Source organism: Pseudarthrobacter adonitolis (assembly GCF_055412845.1).
This window is the reverse complement of sequence record NZ_JBVAYW010000009.1, coordinates 24,105-41,074: the sequence shown is the minus strand read 5'-3', so window position 1 is coordinate 41,074 and position 16,970 is coordinate 24,105. Positions and strand designations below refer to the sequence as shown.

Annotated in this window: 18 protein-coding genes and 1 pseudogene; 8 read left to right on the top strand and 11 right to left on the bottom strand. The window is 66.8% G+C overall.

The window, feature by feature from the left end:
- Positions 1–16 precede the first annotated feature (16 nt).
- Positions 17–1,453 carry a PucR family transcriptional regulator gene (locus ACZYZ4_RS11350; RefSeq protein ID WP_463860911.1) on the top strand — a complete coding sequence of 479 codons (1,437 nt, stop codon included), beginning with the start codon at positions 17–19 and terminating at the stop codon, positions 1,451–1,453.
- Positions 1,454–1,464: 11 nt separating this feature from the next.
- On the opposite strand, the gene ACZYZ4_RS11345 is transcribed toward ACZYZ4_RS11350, so the two are convergent.
- Positions 1,465–3,096, bottom strand: coding sequence for a CYTH and CHAD domain-containing protein (locus ACZYZ4_RS11345; RefSeq protein ID WP_463860909.1), 1,632 nt, complete (start codon positions 3,094–3,096; stop codon positions 1,465–1,467).
- Between the two features lie 166 nt (positions 3,097–3,262).
- Here ACZYZ4_RS11345 and ACZYZ4_RS11340 point away from each other — a divergent pair, with 166 nt between their 5' ends.
- The 3 genes from ACZYZ4_RS11340 to ACZYZ4_RS11330 all read left to right on the top strand — a co-directional run bounded on the left by ACZYZ4_RS11340 (position 3,263) and on the right by ACZYZ4_RS11330 (position 6,551).
- Complete coding sequence (locus tag ACZYZ4_RS11340) at positions 3,263–4,486, top strand: MFS transporter (protein WP_463860907.1); 1,224 nt, start codon at positions 3,263–3,265, stop codon at positions 4,484–4,486.
- Positions 4,487–4,492: 6 nt separating this feature from the next.
- The gene (locus tag ACZYZ4_RS11335; protein ID WP_463860905.1) at positions 4,493–5,173 is read left to right on the top strand and encodes a FadR/GntR family transcriptional regulator; all 681 of its coding nucleotides are present in this window, start codon (positions 4,493–4,495) and stop codon (positions 5,171–5,173) included.
- 178 nt (positions 5,174–5,351) lie between these two features.
- Positions 5,352–6,551 (top strand): AI-2E family transporter, encoded by a 1,200-nt coding sequence (locus tag ACZYZ4_RS11330; protein WP_463860903.1) that lies wholly within the window; start codon positions 5,352–5,354, stop codon positions 6,549–6,551.
- Positions 6,552–6,746: 195 nt separating this feature from the next.
- On the opposite strand, the gene ACZYZ4_RS11325 is transcribed toward ACZYZ4_RS11330, so the two are convergent.
- A complete protein-coding gene (locus ACZYZ4_RS11325; protein ID WP_463860901.1) occupies positions 6,747–7,283 on the bottom strand; it encodes a hypothetical protein in 537 nt (178 codons plus the stop codon).
- A gap of 155 nt (positions 7,284–7,438) precedes the next feature.
- Between ACZYZ4_RS11325 and ACZYZ4_RS11320 the strand changes: the two genes are divergently transcribed.
- From ACZYZ4_RS11320 to ACZYZ4_RS11310, 3 genes are read left to right on the top strand one after another with little or no spacing between them, the layout of a single operon-like run.
- Positions 7,439–7,726: a hypothetical protein gene (locus ACZYZ4_RS11320; RefSeq protein ID WP_463860899.1), complete on the top strand. Its 288-nt coding sequence runs from the start codon at positions 7,439–7,441 to the stop codon at positions 7,724–7,726.
- Between the two features lie 3 nt (positions 7,727–7,729).
- Entirely contained in the window at positions 7,730–8,557 is an 828-nt protein-coding gene (locus ACZYZ4_RS11315) for a DUF1206 domain-containing protein (RefSeq protein WP_463860898.1), read from the top strand.
- Positions 8,558–8,576: 19 nt separating this feature from the next.
- Positions 8,577–9,017 carry an SRPBCC family protein gene (locus ACZYZ4_RS11310; protein WP_463860896.1) on the top strand — a complete coding sequence of 147 codons (441 nt, stop codon included), beginning with the start codon at positions 8,577–8,579 and terminating at the stop codon, positions 9,015–9,017.
- Positions 9,018–9,125: 108 nt separating this feature from the next.
- On the opposite strand, the gene ACZYZ4_RS11305 is transcribed toward ACZYZ4_RS11310, so the two are convergent.
- The 6 genes and pseudogenes from ACZYZ4_RS11305 to ACZYZ4_RS11280 form a co-directional block, all read right to left on the bottom strand.
- Positions 9,126–10,592 (bottom strand): FAD-dependent oxidoreductase, encoded by a 1,467-nt coding sequence (locus ACZYZ4_RS11305; protein WP_463860894.1) that lies wholly within the window; start codon positions 10,590–10,592, stop codon positions 9,126–9,128.
- Between the two features lie 114 nt (positions 10,593–10,706).
- Entirely contained in the window at positions 10,707–11,975 is a 1,269-nt protein-coding gene (gene cobA, locus ACZYZ4_RS11300) for a uroporphyrinogen-III C-methyltransferase (protein ID WP_463860892.1), read from the bottom strand.
- A 102-nt stretch (positions 11,976–12,077) separates the two neighbouring features.
- A complete protein-coding gene (locus tag ACZYZ4_RS11295) occupies positions 12,078–12,374 on the bottom strand; it encodes a putative quinol monooxygenase (protein ID WP_463860890.1) in 297 nt (98 codons plus the stop codon).
- 137 nt (positions 12,375–12,511) lie between these two features.
- On the bottom strand, positions 12,512–13,186 hold the full coding sequence (locus ACZYZ4_RS11290; protein ID WP_463861023.1) for a PLP-dependent cysteine synthase family protein: 675 nt from the start codon (positions 13,184–13,186) through the stop codon (positions 12,512–12,514).
- Positions 13,171–13,311: pseudogene (locus ACZYZ4_RS11285) on the bottom strand (pyridoxal-phosphate dependent enzyme); the annotation flags it as partial. The pseudogene ACZYZ4_RS11285 and the gene ACZYZ4_RS11290, both read right to left, overlap by 16 nt.
- Positions 13,312–13,446: 135 nt before the next feature.
- Positions 13,447–14,061 carry a TetR/AcrR family transcriptional regulator gene (locus ACZYZ4_RS11280; RefSeq protein ID WP_463860888.1) on the bottom strand — a complete coding sequence of 205 codons (615 nt, stop codon included), beginning with the start codon at positions 14,059–14,061 and terminating at the stop codon, positions 13,447–13,449.
- Positions 14,062–14,136: 75 nt separating this feature from the next.
- Here ACZYZ4_RS11280 and ACZYZ4_RS11275 point away from each other — a divergent pair, with 75 nt between their 5' ends.
- A complete protein-coding gene (locus ACZYZ4_RS11275; RefSeq protein ID WP_463860886.1) occupies positions 14,137–14,631 on the top strand; it encodes a cupin domain-containing protein in 495 nt (164 codons plus the stop codon).
- 11 nt (positions 14,632–14,642) lie between these two features.
- Here the strand turns inward: ACZYZ4_RS11275 and ACZYZ4_RS11270 are convergent, their stop codons facing one another.
- From ACZYZ4_RS11270 to ACZYZ4_RS11260, 3 genes are all read right to left on the bottom strand, one after another.
- Complete coding sequence (locus ACZYZ4_RS11270; protein ID WP_463860884.1) at positions 14,643–15,092, bottom strand: SRPBCC family protein; 450 nt, start codon at positions 15,090–15,092, stop codon at positions 14,643–14,645.
- A gap of 139 nt (positions 15,093–15,231) precedes the next feature.
- The gene (locus tag ACZYZ4_RS11265; RefSeq protein ID WP_463860883.1) at positions 15,232–16,230 is read right to left on the bottom strand and encodes an ABC transporter permease; all 999 of its coding nucleotides are present in this window, start codon (positions 16,228–16,230) and stop codon (positions 15,232–15,234) included.
- The gene (locus tag ACZYZ4_RS11260) at positions 16,220–16,945 is read right to left on the bottom strand and encodes an ABC transporter ATP-binding protein (RefSeq protein ID WP_463860882.1); all 726 of its coding nucleotides are present in this window, start codon (positions 16,943–16,945) and stop codon (positions 16,220–16,222) included. Before ACZYZ4_RS11260 ends, ACZYZ4_RS11265 begins: the two co-directional genes overlap by 11 nt.
- Positions 16,946–16,970 lie beyond the last annotated feature (25 nt).

Here is a 16,970-nt window from a genome sequence, read left to right as displayed (position 1 = left end):
TGCCTATGCTTGAACCATGGCCATTTCCCTCGCTGCGCTCCTTGGTGTGAAGACCCTGAATCTGTCCAAGGCAGGCCTCGCCGAGACCACGTGGCACCAGGACATCAACTGGGTTGCAGTGACGGAGCTTGAGGATCCGCAGCGGTTCATCAACGGCGGCGAACTGGTGCTCACCACCGGATTGCGCCTGAAATCCGCGCCGGAGCAGCGCCGGTTTGTCCGTCAGGTCCAGCGCGCCGGGGCGGTGGGCATCGGGTTCGGCATCGGCCTGTCGCACGAGGCAGTCCCGTCGGCCATGATCGCCGAGGCCAACCGGTGGGGGCTGCCGATGGTGCAGGTCCCATACGAGACCCCGTTCATCGCGATCGGCAAGCTCGTGGCGGACGCCCAGTCCGCGGACCACTACGCCAAGCTGGAACGGCTGATCGCCGGGCACCAGGTCCTGGCCCGTGCGCTGCTGACCGGCGGCGGCCTGGCCGAGCTCCTGAAGCACCTGGGCGGCATGCTGCGGACCGACATTGCCCTCACGCAGTTCGCCGCCCACCTGTACAACAGCGCCACAGACCACCCCGCTGCGGACACGTGGGCGTCCTACCCAATCCCCACTGGCCGCAGGGATGCCTGCACGCTGTGGGTCCGCCAGCCGTTCGAGGATTCCGGCATCATCGGCTACGCCCAGAATCTGATCAGCGTGGAGCTGAACAACATGGTCAAGCAGCGGCAGGCCCGGCGCGCCCTGTGCGGCCAGGTGCTCGAGGACGTCATCCACGGCTCCCTGGAGACCAGCGAGGCGCAGCGGCGGCTCGCCGGCGTGGGCCTGAACAGCACGCGCAAAAACGTGGTGCTGCTGGCCGTGTCGGCCGCCCATCACAAGGCACTGGTGAGCACCTCAGTACCGCAGTCGTTGGAGAACGCGGTGGCCGCCGTCGTCGGGAAGGACCTGGTGGTGGTGATTAACGACGACGGCGGCGCGGCACCTACGCTGGCCCGGAGCCTCAGCGACCACCTGGCTGAGGCCGGGATCCACGCGACGATCGGGATCGGCGGCGCGTACACCAAGCCGAACGGCCTGCGCTGGAGCTACTTCGAGGCGCGCGATGCGGCCAGCCACGGACTGCCAGTGAACGAACCGGAACGCCTGAGCCTGACCTCCCTGTTGCTGGCCAGCGAAGACGTTCCCCTGGCCGACATGGCCCACGAGTCGCTGAACCCGCTGCGCGCCTTCGACGCCGCCCACGGCGCGGAACTGGTGGCTACCCTGGAAAGCTACCTGAACAACAACGGTTCCGTGGCCGCCGTCGCCGAAGCCCGGACCCTGCACCGGAACACCGTGCGGTACCGGCTGGCGCAGATCACCGAGCTGACCGGCTACGATCCTTCGGTCACGGCGGACCGTGTGCAGCTGTGGTTGGCGCTCGCCGTGTCGCGGCTCGGAGCGCGGCAGGCCAGGTAGGCCCGGCCGCCCTAAAGGACCTTCCCCCGGAGGACCTTGCGGGACCTTTTGCGTTCCTTGCGGTACTCGGCCTCGGCGTCGGCCGCGAGCTGCACCTGCCGGGTATGGAGCGTGACATAGGCCGACGCGACGGTCTCGGACAGGTCCGGCGCCGGGGCCAGCTTGGCCAGCAGGTCCCGGGCCACAACGCCGTCGTGGAAATCGCCGAGGATCTTCTGCTGGCGATGGGCGGCCTTGGCAATTTTCGCAGCGGGTTTGCCGTGCACGGGTCCCACGGACTCCGCCACGTGCCGCAGCCGTTTGGCGGCCTTGCGCACCTCGTGCAGGGCTGTCTCGTGCTCCGCTCCCCGGCGTGAGCGCTTGGCCACCCGGGCTGCACGCTCCAGCCTTTTGGCGGCCTTGGCCACCAGCTTGGCGGCCACCTTGCGGGCCGGCGCTGCCCCTTCCGGCCGGACCGGCGGGTGGTCACGGAAGGCTTCCAGGTCATCCAGGAGCCTGAAGTACCGTTCGGAAAGCAGCGCCTTCTGGAGTTTCCGGTAGGCACTGTTCAGTCTCTTGCCGAGTTCATCGTCCAGCTGGCCCTTCACCGCCGAGGCCAGGCCGGGGGGTAGTTCGGCCGTGTGCCCGCGCAGGCGATCCAGCATGACTTCAGCGTCGCGCGGTCTTCCCAACACCCGGCCGAGCCACTTCAGTTCGTCCCGGAGGCGCCGCACGGCCACGGCGCTGTATTGGCGGCGGTACGCTGCGAGCGCGGACCGGGCCCTGCGGGTGGCCGAACGCAGATCGTGCACCGCCTCGGGTTCCTCCAGGCGGACGCCGGGATCGTGCGCCAGGATCTGGCGGATCTGTGCAGCCAGGTAGGCGGTCAGGAGGTCCGACACCGGCCCCTTCTTGCCAGGACTTTTTGGCCCGGCGGCGGCACCGGACTCCGCAACCGGCAGGGCCAAAACCTTTGCCAGCTTGGAGCCGTGCTTGGCCGGGCGGGCCCCGGCAGCGGCCAGGAATTCCGCCGCGGCCGAGATCAGGTCAGGACTCCCGTGCACCAGCTCGAGCTCCCATTCGCGCCACTGCTGTGTCCGGGCCTCCCCGTCGGGCGCGGCCCCGCCGTCGTGCGCGGCCCCGCCGCCGGCAGCGCCGAGCAGCTCTGCGCTGACAAGGTCATCCGCCAGGTCAGCCAGGTGGACACCGTCCTCGCCGTACAACGGATAAGTGGTGCGCCGGGTTTCCAGCCGGACCACCGGGGCGGCATCCTCGCCGCGGAGGTATACCAACACGTGCGCCAACAGGCTGTTAGGCACGACGCCGGACTGGCCCAGCGGGGCGCGCAGCTCGCGGCGCCGCTGGGGTTCCGAACCGGAGCTGCCGGACGGGGACCCCAGTGGGTCCGGCTTATGGCCCCCGGTCCGGGGACCCTCCGCGGTCAGCTTCAGGTGCCAGCCGGCGTCGACTCCGCCCGTGCGGCGGCGAAGGGTGATATCGCGGGAGGCGAGCGTGTGGCTTTCCGTGTCGAAGTACACCGCTTCCAGGGTGTCCACGTGAGGCTCCCCCACACGGGCCACCTCGGGGATCTCCGCAAGCGACGGCACCTCGGCGTGCTGACCGACGTCGTACTTCTTTTCGACCTCAACTGCCTGCGAAGCCATGTCCGGCCGTCCTTCCACATTGATGGGCGCCAGATCCTACTGGTCGAGTTCTTACGAGCCCGGGGCTGAACTCCTGTGGCCCGAGTCTATGCCCGCAATATTAATAGCCGGGAGAGGTTCACCACAGAACCCTAGACATCAAACGTCTAACGTCTAACGTAAAGACATGACTGTTGCCCCGTCCAAGGCCCCGACGCTGTCCGAAGCGCCGCCCAAGCCGCGCACCGCCGTCGTATTCGGAGTCATTGCGCTGGTGCTGATCGGGCTGAACCTGCGGGCGGGGATTGCAGCCGCGTCTGCCCTCCTCCATGATTTTCAGCAAGTCCTTGGCTTCGGGCCACTGGTGGCGGCGATCATCCCGTCCATCCCTACGCTCTGTTTTGCGGTGGCGGGGGCCGCGACGTCATGGCTGACCGGACGGCTGGGCGTTGAGAAGGCAATCCTGCTGGCGCTCGGATTCCTGGCCGGCGGACTGCTGCTCCGAGGGATCCCGGCAACCGGCATGCTGGTGGCGGGCACCGTGGTGGGGATGTCCGGCCTGGCGGTCTGCAATGTGGCCATGCCGTCGTTCATCCGCGAGCATTTTGCCCACCGCACCTCAGCGATGACGGCCCTCTACACCGTCACCATGACCACGGGCGCCACCGTCACCGCGGTCGCCGTCGTCCCGCTGGCGTTGACGCTCGGCTCACCGTCGGCCGCGGTCGGCGCGATCGGATTCCTGGCCGTGGCCGCCTTCCTGGGCTTCCTGCCCGTTGTTCTGCATGCGCACCGCAACAGCGTCCGGAACACTGCTGCCCGCATCTCCCCATGGCCTCTTCTCCGCACCCGGAAGGGCCAGCTACTCACGGCCATCTTCGCTCTCCAGGCGCTGCTCGCGTACTCGCTCATCAGCTGGTTCCCGTCGATGTTGATCAGCATGGGCATCAGCTCAGCTGACAGCGGCCTGATGTACGGGCTCATGCAGCTGGTCTCCGTACCGGCTGGCATGGTGCTCCTCGCCATCGGCTCTCGGCCCCGGATGCTCCGGCCAGCGCTGTATCTGGTCAGCATCACCATGGTGGCCGGCCTGGCGTCGCTGCTGTTCCTGCCGGTGGGCCTGGCCGTCATTCCAACCGTCCTGCTCGGCTTCGGCCTGGGAATTTTCCCGCTGGTAATGGTGATGATCAGCCGGAGCGGGACGAGCACCGCCGAGACCACTGCCCTGTCCACCCTGGCGCAGTCCACCGGCTACCTGCTGGCCACGGCCGGCCCCTTCGGTGCCGGGCTGCTGTTCAGCGGTACTGGCAGCTGGACTCTTCCCCTCGCACTGCTGCTCGGCCTCGCCGTGGTCCAAGTGGCGGTGGCTCATCTCATTTCGCGTGCCCCCTTGTCCGGCCTGAAGAAGTAGGACGCCATGACCCTAAGCACCTCATACCGCCAGCCACTCGCAGCCGAAGTCACCGCCAAGCTGCGGCAGATGATCCAGTCCGGCGAATGGCCGCTGGACCAGCGCATCCCCTCTGAACCGGAACTGATGCAGGGCCTGGGCGTCTCGCGGGGCACATTGCGCGAAGCCATCAAGGCCCTGGCCCACAGCGGGATGCTGGAGGTCCGGCGCGGCGACGGCACCTACGTCCGCGCCACCAGCGAGATGTCCGGCGCCGCCCGGCGCATGTACCAGGACCATACGGACGAACACATCCTCGAGGTCAGGCTGGGCCTGGACACGCAGGCGGCCCGCCTCGCCGCCCGAAATGCAACGGCCGACGACGTCGCCGCCCTGCGTGCCGTGCTCGCCACCCGGGAAGTCGCCTGGAACGCCGCAGACTTCGAAGGTTGGGCCCGGGCCGATTGGGACTTCCACGCGCGCGTTGCCCAGGCCACCGGGAACCCGCTGCTGCACGAGCTCTACGTTAGTTTCGGTGACGTGTTCCACCAGGACCTGCTCAAGCAGCAGCGCAAGGGCCGGCTGGACGGTCTTACGCACGAGGGTCACGGCGCCCTGGTGGACGCGATCGAGGCGCACGACGCCGCCGCCGCGGTGGCCAGCGTCAACCAGAACCTGAGCACCTGCGCGGAGTGGCTGCGGGCGTAGGGCGAGATTCCCCGTCCGGGGTTCCTGGGCAGGGGTTCCTTGTCCGAGGTTCCTGGGCCCTTCGCCCGTGATGGGGTTCGCCGCAGGCCAACCCCATCAGTAGGCTTACTATCCGACGTAGTAGTCAAGCCCGGGTGCCACCCCCATCCTGGGTGCCCGCCGATGACGAGGAGTTTCCATGTCACGAGCAACCCACCACGCCATGCACGACGAGACCCCGGGCAGTGAGGCACCGCGGGAAGAGGCCCTGAGCGAAGCAACCCCAGGGAAGCAGCGGGCGCGGAAGCCGCCCGCCGGACTCTGGACCGACGGACTGGGAAGGGTTGGAATCCGCTCTGCCCAGGTCCTGCTGATCCTGGCGGTGGCTGTGGTCTCTGTGTACGCGCTGATGCAGGTCAAGCTCCTGGTCGTCCCAGTCTTGATCGCGCTCATCCTTGCCGCGGCCATCAGCCCGTTCGTGAACCTGCTCCGACGCCGCGGGCTGCCGGGTGCCGCAGCGACGGGGGTGGCGTTCGTGGCCCTCCTGCTCCTGCTGGCCGGAGTCGGCACGGTCATCTACTTCTCCGTCCGGAGCCAGTGGGCCGAACTGGCGCAGCAGGCAGCCTCGGGACTGGACGAACTGGAGCAGTTCCTGCTCAACGGTCCCGTGCCCATCGATCAGGAGCAGCTGAACCAGGCGCGGGAGGGCATCATCCAGTTCGCGACCAGCAGCCAGGTCCGTTCCGGTGCCATCACCGGACTGTCCGTGGTGACGGAGTTCTTGGCCGGTAGCGCGCTGACGGTGGTCATCCTGTTCTTCTTCCTCAAGGACGGCGCCAAGATCTGGAACTTCTTCCTGCGGCCCTTCAGCGGACACCGGGAAGCAAAACTCCGCCGAGCGGGCAGCCGCACCCTCGAGGTCCTGGGCGGTTACGTCCGCGGCACCGCCATCGTGGCCCTGGTTGATGCCGTGGCCATCGGCGCGGCGCTCCTGATCCTCCAGGTTCCGCTCGCCTTCCCGCTGGCCATCATCATCTTTATGACCGCGTTTATCCCGCTGGTGGGCGCCACGGTTGCAGGCATCCTCGCGGCTCTGGTGGCCCTTGTGGCCAACGGTCCGGTGGTGGCGCTGATTGTCGTGGCCGTGGTAGTCGCCGTGAACCAGCTGGAGGGTGACCTCCTGCAGCCGATCGTGATGGGCAAATCACTCCAGCTCCACGCCTTGGTGATCCTGATGGCATTGACGGCAGGAACCATTCTGGCCGGCATCATCGGCGCAGTCCTGTCCGTCCCCATGGCGGCCGTTATCTGGGCTGTCCTCCAGGTGTGGACCGCTGAGGATCCACACCTCGAGGACATGAATCCGGACCTCCCGCCGCCCAACACCCAGCCCATCTGATCCGGACTGAGGACACGGAATCAGATTGGGGACACCGAACCGGCTTGGGGAGGCGCGAATTCGCGTGTCCCCAGACCGGTTCTGCGTGACTGTGCACAGGAGGTTTCCCCTCTCCCGCGCACGCGCGCGGCGACGGTCCGGAACCAAAGTGCCGGACCGTCGTCGTGCGTTTACTGCTGGTGCTCCGGCAAGGTGCTAGGAGCGGAGTCCTTGGAACACGTTCTTGGGTCGCTGCATCTCGCCGTGCTTGGCACCAAGGATGATCACGGCGCCAGCGAAGGCCGGAATGGCCCACTGCAGCAACTTGAGCTGCTGCTGCGCCGACTTCAGCTCGTCGGAGGCCCCCGCCCTGGGCTCGGTGGCACCCTCACCGCCCTGGTCCGCGAGCTTGTCCACCTTCTTGCCGAGGATGCCGGCGTACAGTGTCACGGCGGCGCCGGCCACGGTCACGGCCGTCTTGATCACCGTGTCCCGGGCCACGCCGTCCTGCTTGGCGACGCGCCCTTTGTTCTCCCAGGCAATGGCGAGATCGGCCACCAGGTGCGAGGCGAATGCCACGGTCTGGAGGGGCGCCCATTTCATCCAGCCCGCGCTGGAGAGCCGCGTACGTTCAGCCGGGTCTTTGGCTTCCGCAGCCGCGCCGTTCAGCCCTATTGCACCCATCAGCGAACCGCCGAACCAAGCCGCAGCGGTCAGGTCGTGAACGGACCGGGCAACAAGATTTCCTGCCATGATGTGTTTTCCTCACGTCGAAACTGGTACCGGAATGCCGCTGGTGCGGTCTTTGGTGTCCATGTCCCATCAGGATCACGGTCACACCATGGTAAGCACACTTACTACGTTACGGAACCCCGACTTGTACAGCCGAAACGCGTAATATCGACGGCATGGAAACAGGGACTATATTCGGCTGGGCATTCGGAGACCCCGCCCGTGAAGATGACGGTACGTACGTCGCAGACCTTGAGAAGGAAGCCTTGGATAACGCCAGGGAAGCGGCTGAGGCCAAGGGCGTTGCAGTGGTCAACGGCTCTGAGGTCTTCACATCACTGAGTGCGAATGACAGCCTCGTGGAGCTGGATCACGCTCCGGGCAAGCTGGTGGTCCGATGCACGGTCCACGTTGAAGGCCCGGGCGCGGGAAAGCTGCACGCAGAGGGACCGATGAACGGCTAAGCCATGGCACACGGGGAATCCAGCATCAGCGAGGCGGCGGATGCCGTCGAGGAAGCGTCAGACACCAAGGCGCTGGACGTTGTGGCGCGCTCCGGATTCGCCGTGATGGCCCTGCTCCACATCATTGTTGGCGCGATTGCCATCACCCTGGCCTTCGGTCAGCCGGGACAGGCGGAAGCCACCGGTGCCATCGAGCAGCTGGGCGCCAACCCCTGGGGACCGGCCGTGCTGTGGTCGTGTGTGGTGGCGTGCACCGGTCTGGCGTTGTGGCAGCTGAGTGAGGCCACCCTCCGCGCCCGGCATCTTCCCCGCGCCCAGCGCTTGGGAAAACTGATCTCGTCAGGATGCCTGACCATTGTCTATGGCAGCGTGGGGCTCAGCTTTGCCGGGTTCGCCGTGGGATTTCGCGGGGACTCGGGAGACACCACCCGGGATGTCAGCACCGCCCTCCTGGATACGCCGTTCGGGCTGCCCGTGCTGGTGGCGGTCGGCCTGACCACCATGGGCGTCGGCGTCTACTTTGTGGTGAAGGGGCTGCGGCGCGGGTTCAAAGAAGAACTCTTCCGGTTCGAGGGCACCCGCCGCGGCAGGCTCATCGACACCCTCGGCGTCTCCGGGCACGTGGCTAAGGGAATCGCCCTGAACCTGGCCGGGTTGCTGTTTGTTATCGCCGCCGGGAAGCAGAGTCCCGAAGAGTCCACCGGTCTGGACGGCAGCCTGAAGGCACTCCGCGACCATCCGTTCGGCCCGTACCTGCTTGTCGCGATCGGGGTGGGCTTCATCTGCTACGGCTTGTTCGCGCTGGTCCGTGCCCGCTTTGGCAGGATGTAACCATCAAGGGAAGGAAGCCATGTCAACCGTGAGCCAACTGTTCAATTCCTCAGCCGACGACGTCTGGAAGGTGATCGCCGACGGTTGGCTTTACTCCGGCTGGGTAGTGGGCGCCTCACGCATCCGCGCCGTCGACGCACACTGGCCTGAAGCCGGTTCGCGGCTTCATCACTCCGTGGGCGCCTGGCCGCTGGTGATCAACGACAGCACCCGGGTGTCCGCCGTCGAGCCCGGTCGCTCCCTGGAACTCGTGGCGCGCGGCTGGCCGCTGGGCGAGGCCAAAGTGGTGATCACGCTGGAGGATTTGGGAACACAGTGCCGGGTTTCAATCGCCGAGGACGCCATCCGCGGACCGGGCAAGCTGGTCCCCAAGGCGCTGCGCGATCCGCTGATCGGCGTGCGCAACCGTGAAACGCTCCAGCGCCTGGAGCTGATGGTCGCGGGCGGCGCGGGGAGCTAGGCTCGGCTGCTGAAAAAGGAAGCGCGAACCGGCAGCTAATGACCTCAAACTTGCGGTTTGCGGTCATTAGCTGCCAGTTCGCGCTGTAGTCCGGTGAACTGGTTCGGACTAGACGTTGGCTGCCACACCGTCGCGGGAGATGGCAACCATGTCCTCCCGCGGCACCACCTTGATGCGCTCACGCTTGACCTCAACTCCGTGCGATCCGCCGGCCTCCGTGGCCGCGGCACCGAGCGCGAGCTCGTGCGCATCCAGCGCCAGCCAGCCTTCCCAGCTAGTGAACTTCACGCCACGCGCGTCGAGGAGTTCGACGACAGCGTCCGCCGCGGGGACAGCGGCGACCGGAAGGTTTTCGCGGTCCTCCAGCAGGTACGTCACGGTCTCGAGGGCGTCGCCCTTGGTGTGGCCGATGAGGCCGACCGGTCCGCGCTTGATCCAGCCGGTGGCGTAGATACCCGGCACGTGGGTGCCGGCGGCATCCAGGACGCGGCCGCCGTCGTTCGGTACCACGCCCTTCTTGTGGTCGAACTCGATCTCCGGCAGCGCCGAGCCGAAGTAGCCGATCGAGCGGTATACGGCCTGGACCGGGTAGTCCACGAACTCGCCGGTGCCGCGGGCGTTGCCCGTGCCGTCCAGCTCGGTGCGCTCGAACTTCATGCCGGCGACCCTGCCCGGCGTCGCGGCGTCGTCATAGATCTCAACCGGGCTGTGCAGGAAGTGCAGGTGCAGGCGGCGGGATGCCGTGAGCTCGGAGAGGTCCTCAGGCTGCTCGGCGATCCAGTTGGTGAGCGTGCCCACCATGGTCTTGACTTGGTTGTTGCTCTGGATCAGGCGGTCCGATTCCTCATCGAACTCGAAGTCCTCGGCGTAGAGGATGATGTCCACGTCCTTGGAGTGGGACAGCTCGCGGAGCTCCAGCGGGGTGAACTTCACCTGGGCCGGGCCGCGGCGGCCGAAGACGTGCACGTCGGTGACGGGCGAGTTCTTCAGGCCGGCGTAGACGTTGTCCGGGATTTCGGAGACCAGCAGATCGTCGGCGTGCTTGGACAGGACACGGGCCACGTCCAGGGCCACATTGCCGTTGCCGATCACGGCGATTTCCGTGGCGTCCAGAGGCCATTCGCGGGAAACGTCGGGGTGGCCGTCATACCAGGAGACGAAGTCCGCGCCGCCGTAGGAGCCGTCCAGCTCGATGCCCGGGATGTTCAGGTCCGCGTCCTTGATGGCGCCGGTGGCGAAGATGACGGCGTCGTAGTGCGTGCGGAGGTCCTCGATGGAGATGTCGGTTCCGTAGTCCACGTTGCCGAAGAAGCGGATGTCGCCGCGGTCAAGGACCTTGTGCAGGGCATTGACGATGCCCTTGATGCGCGGGTGGTCCGGGGCCACGCCGTAGCGGATCAGGCCGTAGGGTGCCGGGTAACGGTCAAAGAGGTCGATGCTCACGGTCAGCTCGCCGCTCTTGACGGCTTCGCTCTTGGTGAGGATGTCCGCGGCGTAGACGCCGGCCGGGCCGGAGCCCACAACGGCAACGCGCAGCGGACGCTCGGCAGATCCTACGGAGGTGCTTGATGACACGGCTGTGTTCCTTTATCTTCTGCATCGATTGCTCCGTAGGTGCCCTTTTGAGCCTTCATAAGGGCAGTTGCGGAGCAATCGATGGGTTTCAGGGGGTTAGAACGTGGGGTGGGGCTAGGTGATGAGGGCTCTTGCGGTGGTGCGTGGGCTGTTCGGGGTGGTGGTGCTGTAGTCCGCTGTCTTGAGGTGCGACGGCGCGAACGGGCTGACGCGGACAACGTCGCCGATCACAATCACGGCAGGATTTGCGACGCCGGTGGCTTCCGCCTGGTCGGCGATGGAACCGAGCGTGCCGATGGTCACGCGCTGATTCGGCAGATAGCCGTTCTCAACGATGCCAACTGGAGTGTCCAGAGGCAAACCGGCGCCCGCCAGGGCCGCGGCGGAGTCGCGAAGTGCGGCCACGCCCATCAGCAGGACGATGGTGTGATCTGCCCGGGCGGGGACCTCGGACAGCTCCTCATGGCCGGTGACCACGCTGAAGCCCTTGGCCAGGCCGCGGTGGGTCACGGGGATGCCGGCGGCGGCGGGGACAGAGATCGCGGACGTGACGCCGGAGACCACTTCGACCTCGACGCCGTGCTGCCGGCAGTATTCGGCTTCTTCGCCGCCGCGGCCCAGGACGTACGGGTCGCCGCCCTTGAGCCGGACCACGCGGTGCCCGGCGAGCGCCTCGTCGACGAGGATACGGTTGATGTCGGCCTGCGGGACGGGATGGTGGCCGGGGGTCTTGCCGACCTCAATGACGCGGACGTCGGGGGCCAGTTCGTTGAGCAATTCGCGCGGGCCGAGGCGGTCGGCCACCACGACGTCGGCCTGGCCCAAGAGCCGGCGTCCGCGGACGGTGATGAGGCCGGTGTCGCCGGGCCCGCCGCCCACCAGGGCAACGGAGCCCGCAGACGCACGGCGGCGACGCAGCGGGAGGTCCCCGGTTTCCAGGGCTGTGGCCACGGCGTCACGCAGGGCCATGGCGCGGCGCGGGTCTCCCCCGGCGTTCACGGCGATCTGCACGTCATCCACCACGGCGACGGCGGGCGTCCACGCGGCTGAGGCTTCGTGGTCGGAGGCGTTGACACACCAGATGCGCTGCGCCTCGGCGTCGGCCGACACCTGGGTGTCCACGGCGGGATCGCCGGTGGCCGTCTGGACGAACCAGACGCCGTCGACGTCGGACGGAAAGTAAGGGCGCGGCTCCCAGGTGAGCAGGCCGGCGTCGGCCAGTTCGCGGAGCGCGGCGGAGGCAACGGGAGCGACGACGGTGACCTGCGCACCGGCGTCGAGCAGGCCCTTGGCGCGGCGGGCAGCCACGGGGCCGCCGCCCACCACCAACACGGGGCGGCCGAGCAGCCGCAGTGCCGTGGGGTATATATCCTGAATTGCCATGAATCAACGGTAGGGCCGCGCAGTTTCACCAACAACGGCAGCGGAAACACCAGTTCACGTAAGGTAACGGGGCGTCACATTCTGTGGAGTTCCGGCGCGGGTCTACTTCACGGCTATGAGCTCGATCAGCCGAATGTTGGGATCCTTCGCCAAGAGGCTTGGGCCGTGTTCGCCGAGCGCCGTCGGGATGGCACCGTTGAGATGGTCCTGCCGCGCTTCCTCGGTCTCGAAGGTGTCAAAGATGCCGAAGGTCTTTTCGTCGACGCGGAAGGCGTACCAGGTCTTAGTGCCCGGCTCGGTGGCCACGATGTCACGTCCTCCGCTGAGGAAGTCCCAGACGTCCTGCTCCTTCCCCGGCTTGGCCTCGACCAGTGCCAGTACTCCAAAGTTAAGCGCCATTGCAGTCTCCTCAAGAAAATCAGCGGAATCGGCCGCCTGCCGGCCTATTCCAGAGTTTAAGAAGATGTTCGGACCAGAACAAGGGTGCGCCGGAACGATGGGATTCCGGTGTTGCGGCCGCGTGATGCGAAGCCTGGCTACTGCCCGTAAAGACCGGTGCTGAGATAGCGAAAGCCGGAGTCGACCGTAACGGTGACAACGGTTGCGTCTGGACCGAGCTGTTCGGCCACGCGCAGCGCGGCAACGACATTTCCTCCGGAGGAGGTGCCGGCGAAGATGCCTTCCTCGCGCGCGAGCCGCCGGCTCATCGCCGTCGCTTCGTCGGATGAGACCCGTTCAATCGCGTCAACTTGCTCGGGCTCCCAAAGCGGGGGAATAAAGCCGATGCCGGTCCCCTCAATCCGGTGGGAGCCCGTCGGCCCCCGGAGAGTGCGGCAGACTCGGCGGGCTCGACGGCGACGACCCTCCAGCCCGGGAAGGTGGGCGCGAAGGGCACGCGCCGTGCCGATCGAGTGGGCGGTGCCGACGAACTGCACTAAAGCGTCGACCCGGCCGTACGACTGTTGCCAGATTTCCTGGCCCAATGCAAGGTAACCCGTGATGGCGTCGCGGTTGTTGAGCTGGTCGCAAGCCCAATGGCCTGGCTGCGCGCTCAGGTCACCCGCCCGGGCGATCATCGCCTTGATCAGCCGCTCCGTAATCCGTCCGTGGTCGCTGGGCACGTCCTCAACGGTTGCCCCCGGCGCCTCCATGGTGCGGCGTTTCTCGTCACTGAACGCGTCCGATGGAGCCCGTAGCCCTTGGCTGCGCAGACCAGGGCGAGCGAGATGCCAGTTGTCCCGGCGGTGTAATCGACGACCGTATCGCCGGGGGTGAGATCACCGCGGGCTTCGGCTCCTCTGATCGCCGCCACGGCCATCCGGTCCTTCATGCTCCCGGTGGGGTTTGCGAACTAAAGCTTGGCGAGCACCCTGGCCGGCCCCGCCGGGACCTTTGCCCAGTTCGATCAGCGGCGTGGAACCCCCTCATGACCAAGAGCCGCGTCATATTCCGGCGCAGTGGGGCGGACGTGTCAGCCGCCATCCGGAGATCCGTCCAGCAGCGCCTGCTTCAGGAGTGCATCGGCAGTCCACCGCATAGAAGCGACCGCCTCTTCCCTGCTCAGGCCGCCGATGTCCGTCAGCCAGACCAGCGATTCAATGCCGGTGGCGCTGCGGATAGCTAGGACCAGCCGGTGGATGTCCTTCTCCGCCATCAGCCCCTGGAGCGGCGACAGCGCCTCGGCGATCCACGCGATCGCCCTGCCTTGGCGCAGGGGCAGGCTTCGGCGTTCGTCGGTGGTCTGCTCCAGGGAGAGCCTCAACATGGTCCGCTGCTGCGCTTCGGTTTCGAGAATCATCCTGGTGAATTGGGCAACCACCGCGGCTAGCCGCTCCGCGACGTCGGCCGGCGGATTTTCGGGCAGCAACGACGTAGCGGCGGTTTCCGGATGGGCGGCAGCCAGCAGCTCCCGCCGCCCCGGGAAGTACCGGTACGCGGTGCTGCGGGCGACCCCGGCGACCAGCGCAGCATCGTCCACTGTAGGCGTGGCGCCATCCGCGACAAGCTGGCGCGCCGCAGCAACCAGCGCATCGAGGGTGCGGCGTTTCTGGCCGGTGCGGCCGACGTCTGCATAGGGTCTTGACATGCTCTTTATGGTACCCCAGTCTTGTTATAGGACATCAGTCCCATAAGCCTTCCGACCAGTATCGAGGCGACCACCATGAAGACGAAGAACTCAGCATCCGCAGTTGTCCTGCAGCCCGGCGAAGGGGCCAGGCGCTGGTTCTTCGGCGGCGGAGTGCAGACGTGGAAAGCCACGCAGGAAGACACCGCGGGGGCCTTCCTGCTCTTCGAAGTTGAGATGGCCCTGAACAAGGTGACGCCAATGCACACGCATCCGGACTCGGACGAAACGCTGTACATTCTGGCCGGAGAGATCCTGATGAACATGGACGGCACGGAGCACCAGGTCGCAGCGGGTGGCGTGACCATCGCGCCGAGGGGTGTCCCACACGCGTTCAAAGTCCTCCAGGATGGGACCCGTGTGCTGTGCCTGCACACCCCCGGCGGCGCCCAGGCCTTCTACTTCGGCGCGAGCGAACCGCTCATTGACAGCGGAGGAACAGGTCTTGTGGACTTTGACCGCATCCGTGAATCAGGGCAGCTGAACGGCGGTATCGAGATCCTGGGGCCGCCGCCCTTCCCTGAGGCTTAGTCGCGGGAACCCTAGTCCTCAAGGCCGGCGACGAACCGGCCGCGGTTGGTGATGAGCCGCTGCAAGTAGCGGCGCAGGACCAGGTCCTCCACCAGCCGGCCCAGGATCCCGAACGGCGCCGTGAACTCCACCCGGTCCGTCATGATGCTGCCGGTGGCCGTGGCCTCGAACTCGTGGACGTGGCGGAACGTTTTGAACGGGCCCCTGATCTGTTCGTCCGTGAAGCTCTCAGGGAAGTCCAGTGCGGTGATTCGGACGGTCATCCTCAGCAGAACGCCGAAATGCCGGGCCTGCCAGGTCACTTCTTGTCCCTCGCCGATCAGGCCGGACGTGACCCCGCCTACGGCCCGTTCCCCGGCGACCTGCTGGGAATCCAGGTGCGCCTCAATGCTGCGTGCGAGATCGAACAGGCGCTCCCGCGGGAGGGCGGACGCGGTGCGGCACACGAAGCTGACAGTCATGCCGCCAGTCTGCCAGACGTCATGGTGATGGGCTGCCGGCGTAGTTCGTCGCCTTCAAAACAGAACAGCAAAGCCCGACGGCGGGACTCGGCATCGGGCTCTGCTGACAGGTTTCTGCCGCTGGAGGGGTGCTGCCGCGTCAGCGCGTGCTGCCGGCGAGCAGGCCGCGGCTGCGGAGAAGACGCTTCTCGATCGGGGCGAACACCAGCAGCTCGATGAGGATGCCGACGGCCAGGATCAGCAGGATTGCGGACATCACGATGGTCATGTCGGACAGGACCCTGCCTTGGTCAAGCAGCGAACCGAGGCCGAAGCCGATGGTGCCGCCCACGGCGATGATTTCCGCAGCCATGAGCGACCGCCAGGAGAACGCCCAGCCCTGTTTGAGCCCGCTGAGGTAGCCGGGCAGCGCGGCAGGCAAGATGATCTGCACGGCCATCTGGAAACGGTTGGCGCCCAGGACCGTGCCGACGCGGCGGTACTGCGGCGGGATCTGGTCCACGCCGGAGATCAGCCCGTTGATGATGGACGGGATCGCACCCATAAACACTACGAAGTAGACCGTGGCGTCCGTGAGGCCGAACCAGATGATGGCAGCGGGCACCCAGGCAACGGACGGCAGCACCTGAAGGCCGGAAATCAGCGGCCCGAAGGCACGGCGCAGCGGCGCGACCTGGGCCAGCAGCAACCCCACCGGCGTGGCGATGGCAACGCTGATCAGGAACCCGACCAGCCCGCGCTGCAGCGAGGTCCACACCGCTTCCTGCAGTTTGGCCTCGCCCCAGAGGACGCCGATCTGGCCCAGGACGTCGAGCGGACCGGGTACCAGGTCGCGGCGCTTGAGGCCCAGGGATACGTAGAACTGCCAAATCAGGACAAGGACCACGAGGGCCGCGACGGGCAGGAGCACACGGCTCCAGTCGTTCCGGTGCTTGCGCGCGGCGTCGGACTGGAGCGAATCCAGCCCGGCCTCGAGCTCGCGCAGGTCCTCATGCCCGGTGGAAGAGCGTGTCAGGGCGGCGTGGACTTTGCGGGTTTCCGGCTTGGTCTCGCTCCCCCGCTCGACCACCGGGTTCGGCTCGACCACCGGGTTGCTCTCGGCGAGAGGCGCGGGGTCAGATAAGGATCTATTTGGCATGGCGGCGAATCTCCTCACGCAGCCGGGCGGTGATGACCCCGGTCAGCTGTCCGGCCAGGCCGGCGTCGGTTCGGTGTTCCTCGGAAACGGCCCATTCCTGGACCACGCGGCCGGGTCGGGACGACAGCAGCAACACACGCTGGCCCAGCCGCACGGCCTCGCGGACGTTGTGGGTTACAAAAACGATGGTCCGGCCGGTTTCCGTCCAGATGCGTTCCAGCTCGTCGTGCAGGAGGTCGCGGGTGATGGCGTCCAGGGCGGCAAACGGCTCATCCATCAGCAGCAGTTGCCGGTCCTGCGACAGTGCCCGGGCCAGTGCCACGCGCTGGCGCATACCGCCGGAAAGCTCGTGCGGACGCTTGTCCCCAGCCTCGCCGAGGTGCACCAGCTCCAGCAACTCATCGGCCTTGATCCGGCGTTCAGCTTTTCCCACACCGCGCAGCTTCAGGGCCAGCTCGATGTTCTCCCGCGCCGTCAGCCAGGGGAAGAGGGCAGCGTCCTGGAACATAAAGGCTGCTCCGTCGCTGGGTACTTCAAGGGCGCCCGACGTCGGGACCTCCAGTCCCGCCATGATGTTCAGCAGGGTGGATTTGCCGCAGCCGGACGCACCGAGGAGAGCAACGAATTCGCCCGCGCCGATATTGGCGTTGACGTCGTCCAGCACCGGGGCGCCGTCGCCGAAGCGTTTGCCCAGGTTTTCCAGTACGACTGGCATGGTCCCGTCCTTAAGTCGTTGGTGG

What these genes read in the sequence shown, in the direction of transcription:
- ACZYZ4_RS11265 (WP_463860883.1), bottom strand. Translation starts at nt 16,230, where the DNA reads ATGCCAAATAGATCCTTATCTGACCCCGCGCCTCTCGCCGAGAGCAAC.
- ACZYZ4_RS11260 (WP_463860882.1), bottom strand. Translation starts at nt 16,945, where the DNA reads ATGCCAGTCGTACTGGAAAACCTGGGCAAACGCTTCGGCGACGGCGCC.
- ACZYZ4_RS11345 (WP_463860909.1), bottom strand. Translation starts at nt 3,096, where the DNA reads ATGGCTTCGCAGGCAGTTGAGGTCGAAAAGAAGTACGACGTCGGTCAG.
- ACZYZ4_RS11340 (WP_463860907.1), top strand. Translation starts at nt 3,263, where the DNA reads ATGACTGTTGCCCCGTCCAAGGCCCCGACGCTGTCCGAAGCGCCGCCC.
- ACZYZ4_RS11325 (WP_463860901.1), bottom strand. Translation starts at nt 7,283, where the DNA reads ATGGCAGGAAATCTTGTTGCCCGGTCCGTTCACGACCTGACCGCTGCG.
- ACZYZ4_RS11350 (WP_463860911.1), top strand. Translation starts at nt 17, where the DNA reads ATGGCCATTTCCCTCGCTGCGCTCCTTGGTGTGAAGACCCTGAATCTG.
- ACZYZ4_RS11270 (WP_463860884.1), bottom strand. Translation starts at nt 15,092, where the DNA reads ATGACTGTCAGCTTCGTGTGCCGCACCGCGTCCGCCCTCCCGCGGGAG.
- ACZYZ4_RS11295 (WP_463860890.1), bottom strand. Translation starts at nt 12,374, where the DNA reads ATGGCGCTTAACTTTGGAGTACTGGCACTGGTCGAGGCCAAGCCGGGG.
- ACZYZ4_RS11330 (WP_463860903.1), top strand. Translation starts at nt 5,352, where the DNA reads ATGTCACGAGCAACCCACCACGCCATGCACGACGAGACCCCGGGCAGT.
- ACZYZ4_RS11280 (WP_463860888.1), bottom strand. Translation starts at nt 14,061, where the DNA reads ATGTCAAGACCCTATGCAGACGTCGGCCGCACCGGCCAGAAACGCCGC.
- cobA (WP_463860892.1), bottom strand. Translation starts at nt 11,975, where the DNA reads ATGGCAATTCAGGATATATACCCCACGGCACTGCGGCTGCTCGGCCGC.
- ACZYZ4_RS11320 (WP_463860899.1), top strand. Translation starts at nt 7,439, where the DNA reads ATGGAAACAGGGACTATATTCGGCTGGGCATTCGGAGACCCCGCCCGT.
- ACZYZ4_RS11275 (WP_463860886.1), top strand. Translation starts at nt 14,137, where the DNA reads ATGAAGACGAAGAACTCAGCATCCGCAGTTGTCCTGCAGCCCGGCGAA.
- ACZYZ4_RS11315 (WP_463860898.1), top strand. Translation starts at nt 7,730, where the DNA reads ATGGCACACGGGGAATCCAGCATCAGCGAGGCGGCGGATGCCGTCGAG.
- ACZYZ4_RS11310 (WP_463860896.1), top strand. Translation starts at nt 8,577, where the DNA reads ATGTCAACCGTGAGCCAACTGTTCAATTCCTCAGCCGACGACGTCTGG.
- ACZYZ4_RS11335 (WP_463860905.1), top strand. Translation starts at nt 4,493, where the DNA reads ATGACCCTAAGCACCTCATACCGCCAGCCACTCGCAGCCGAAGTCACC.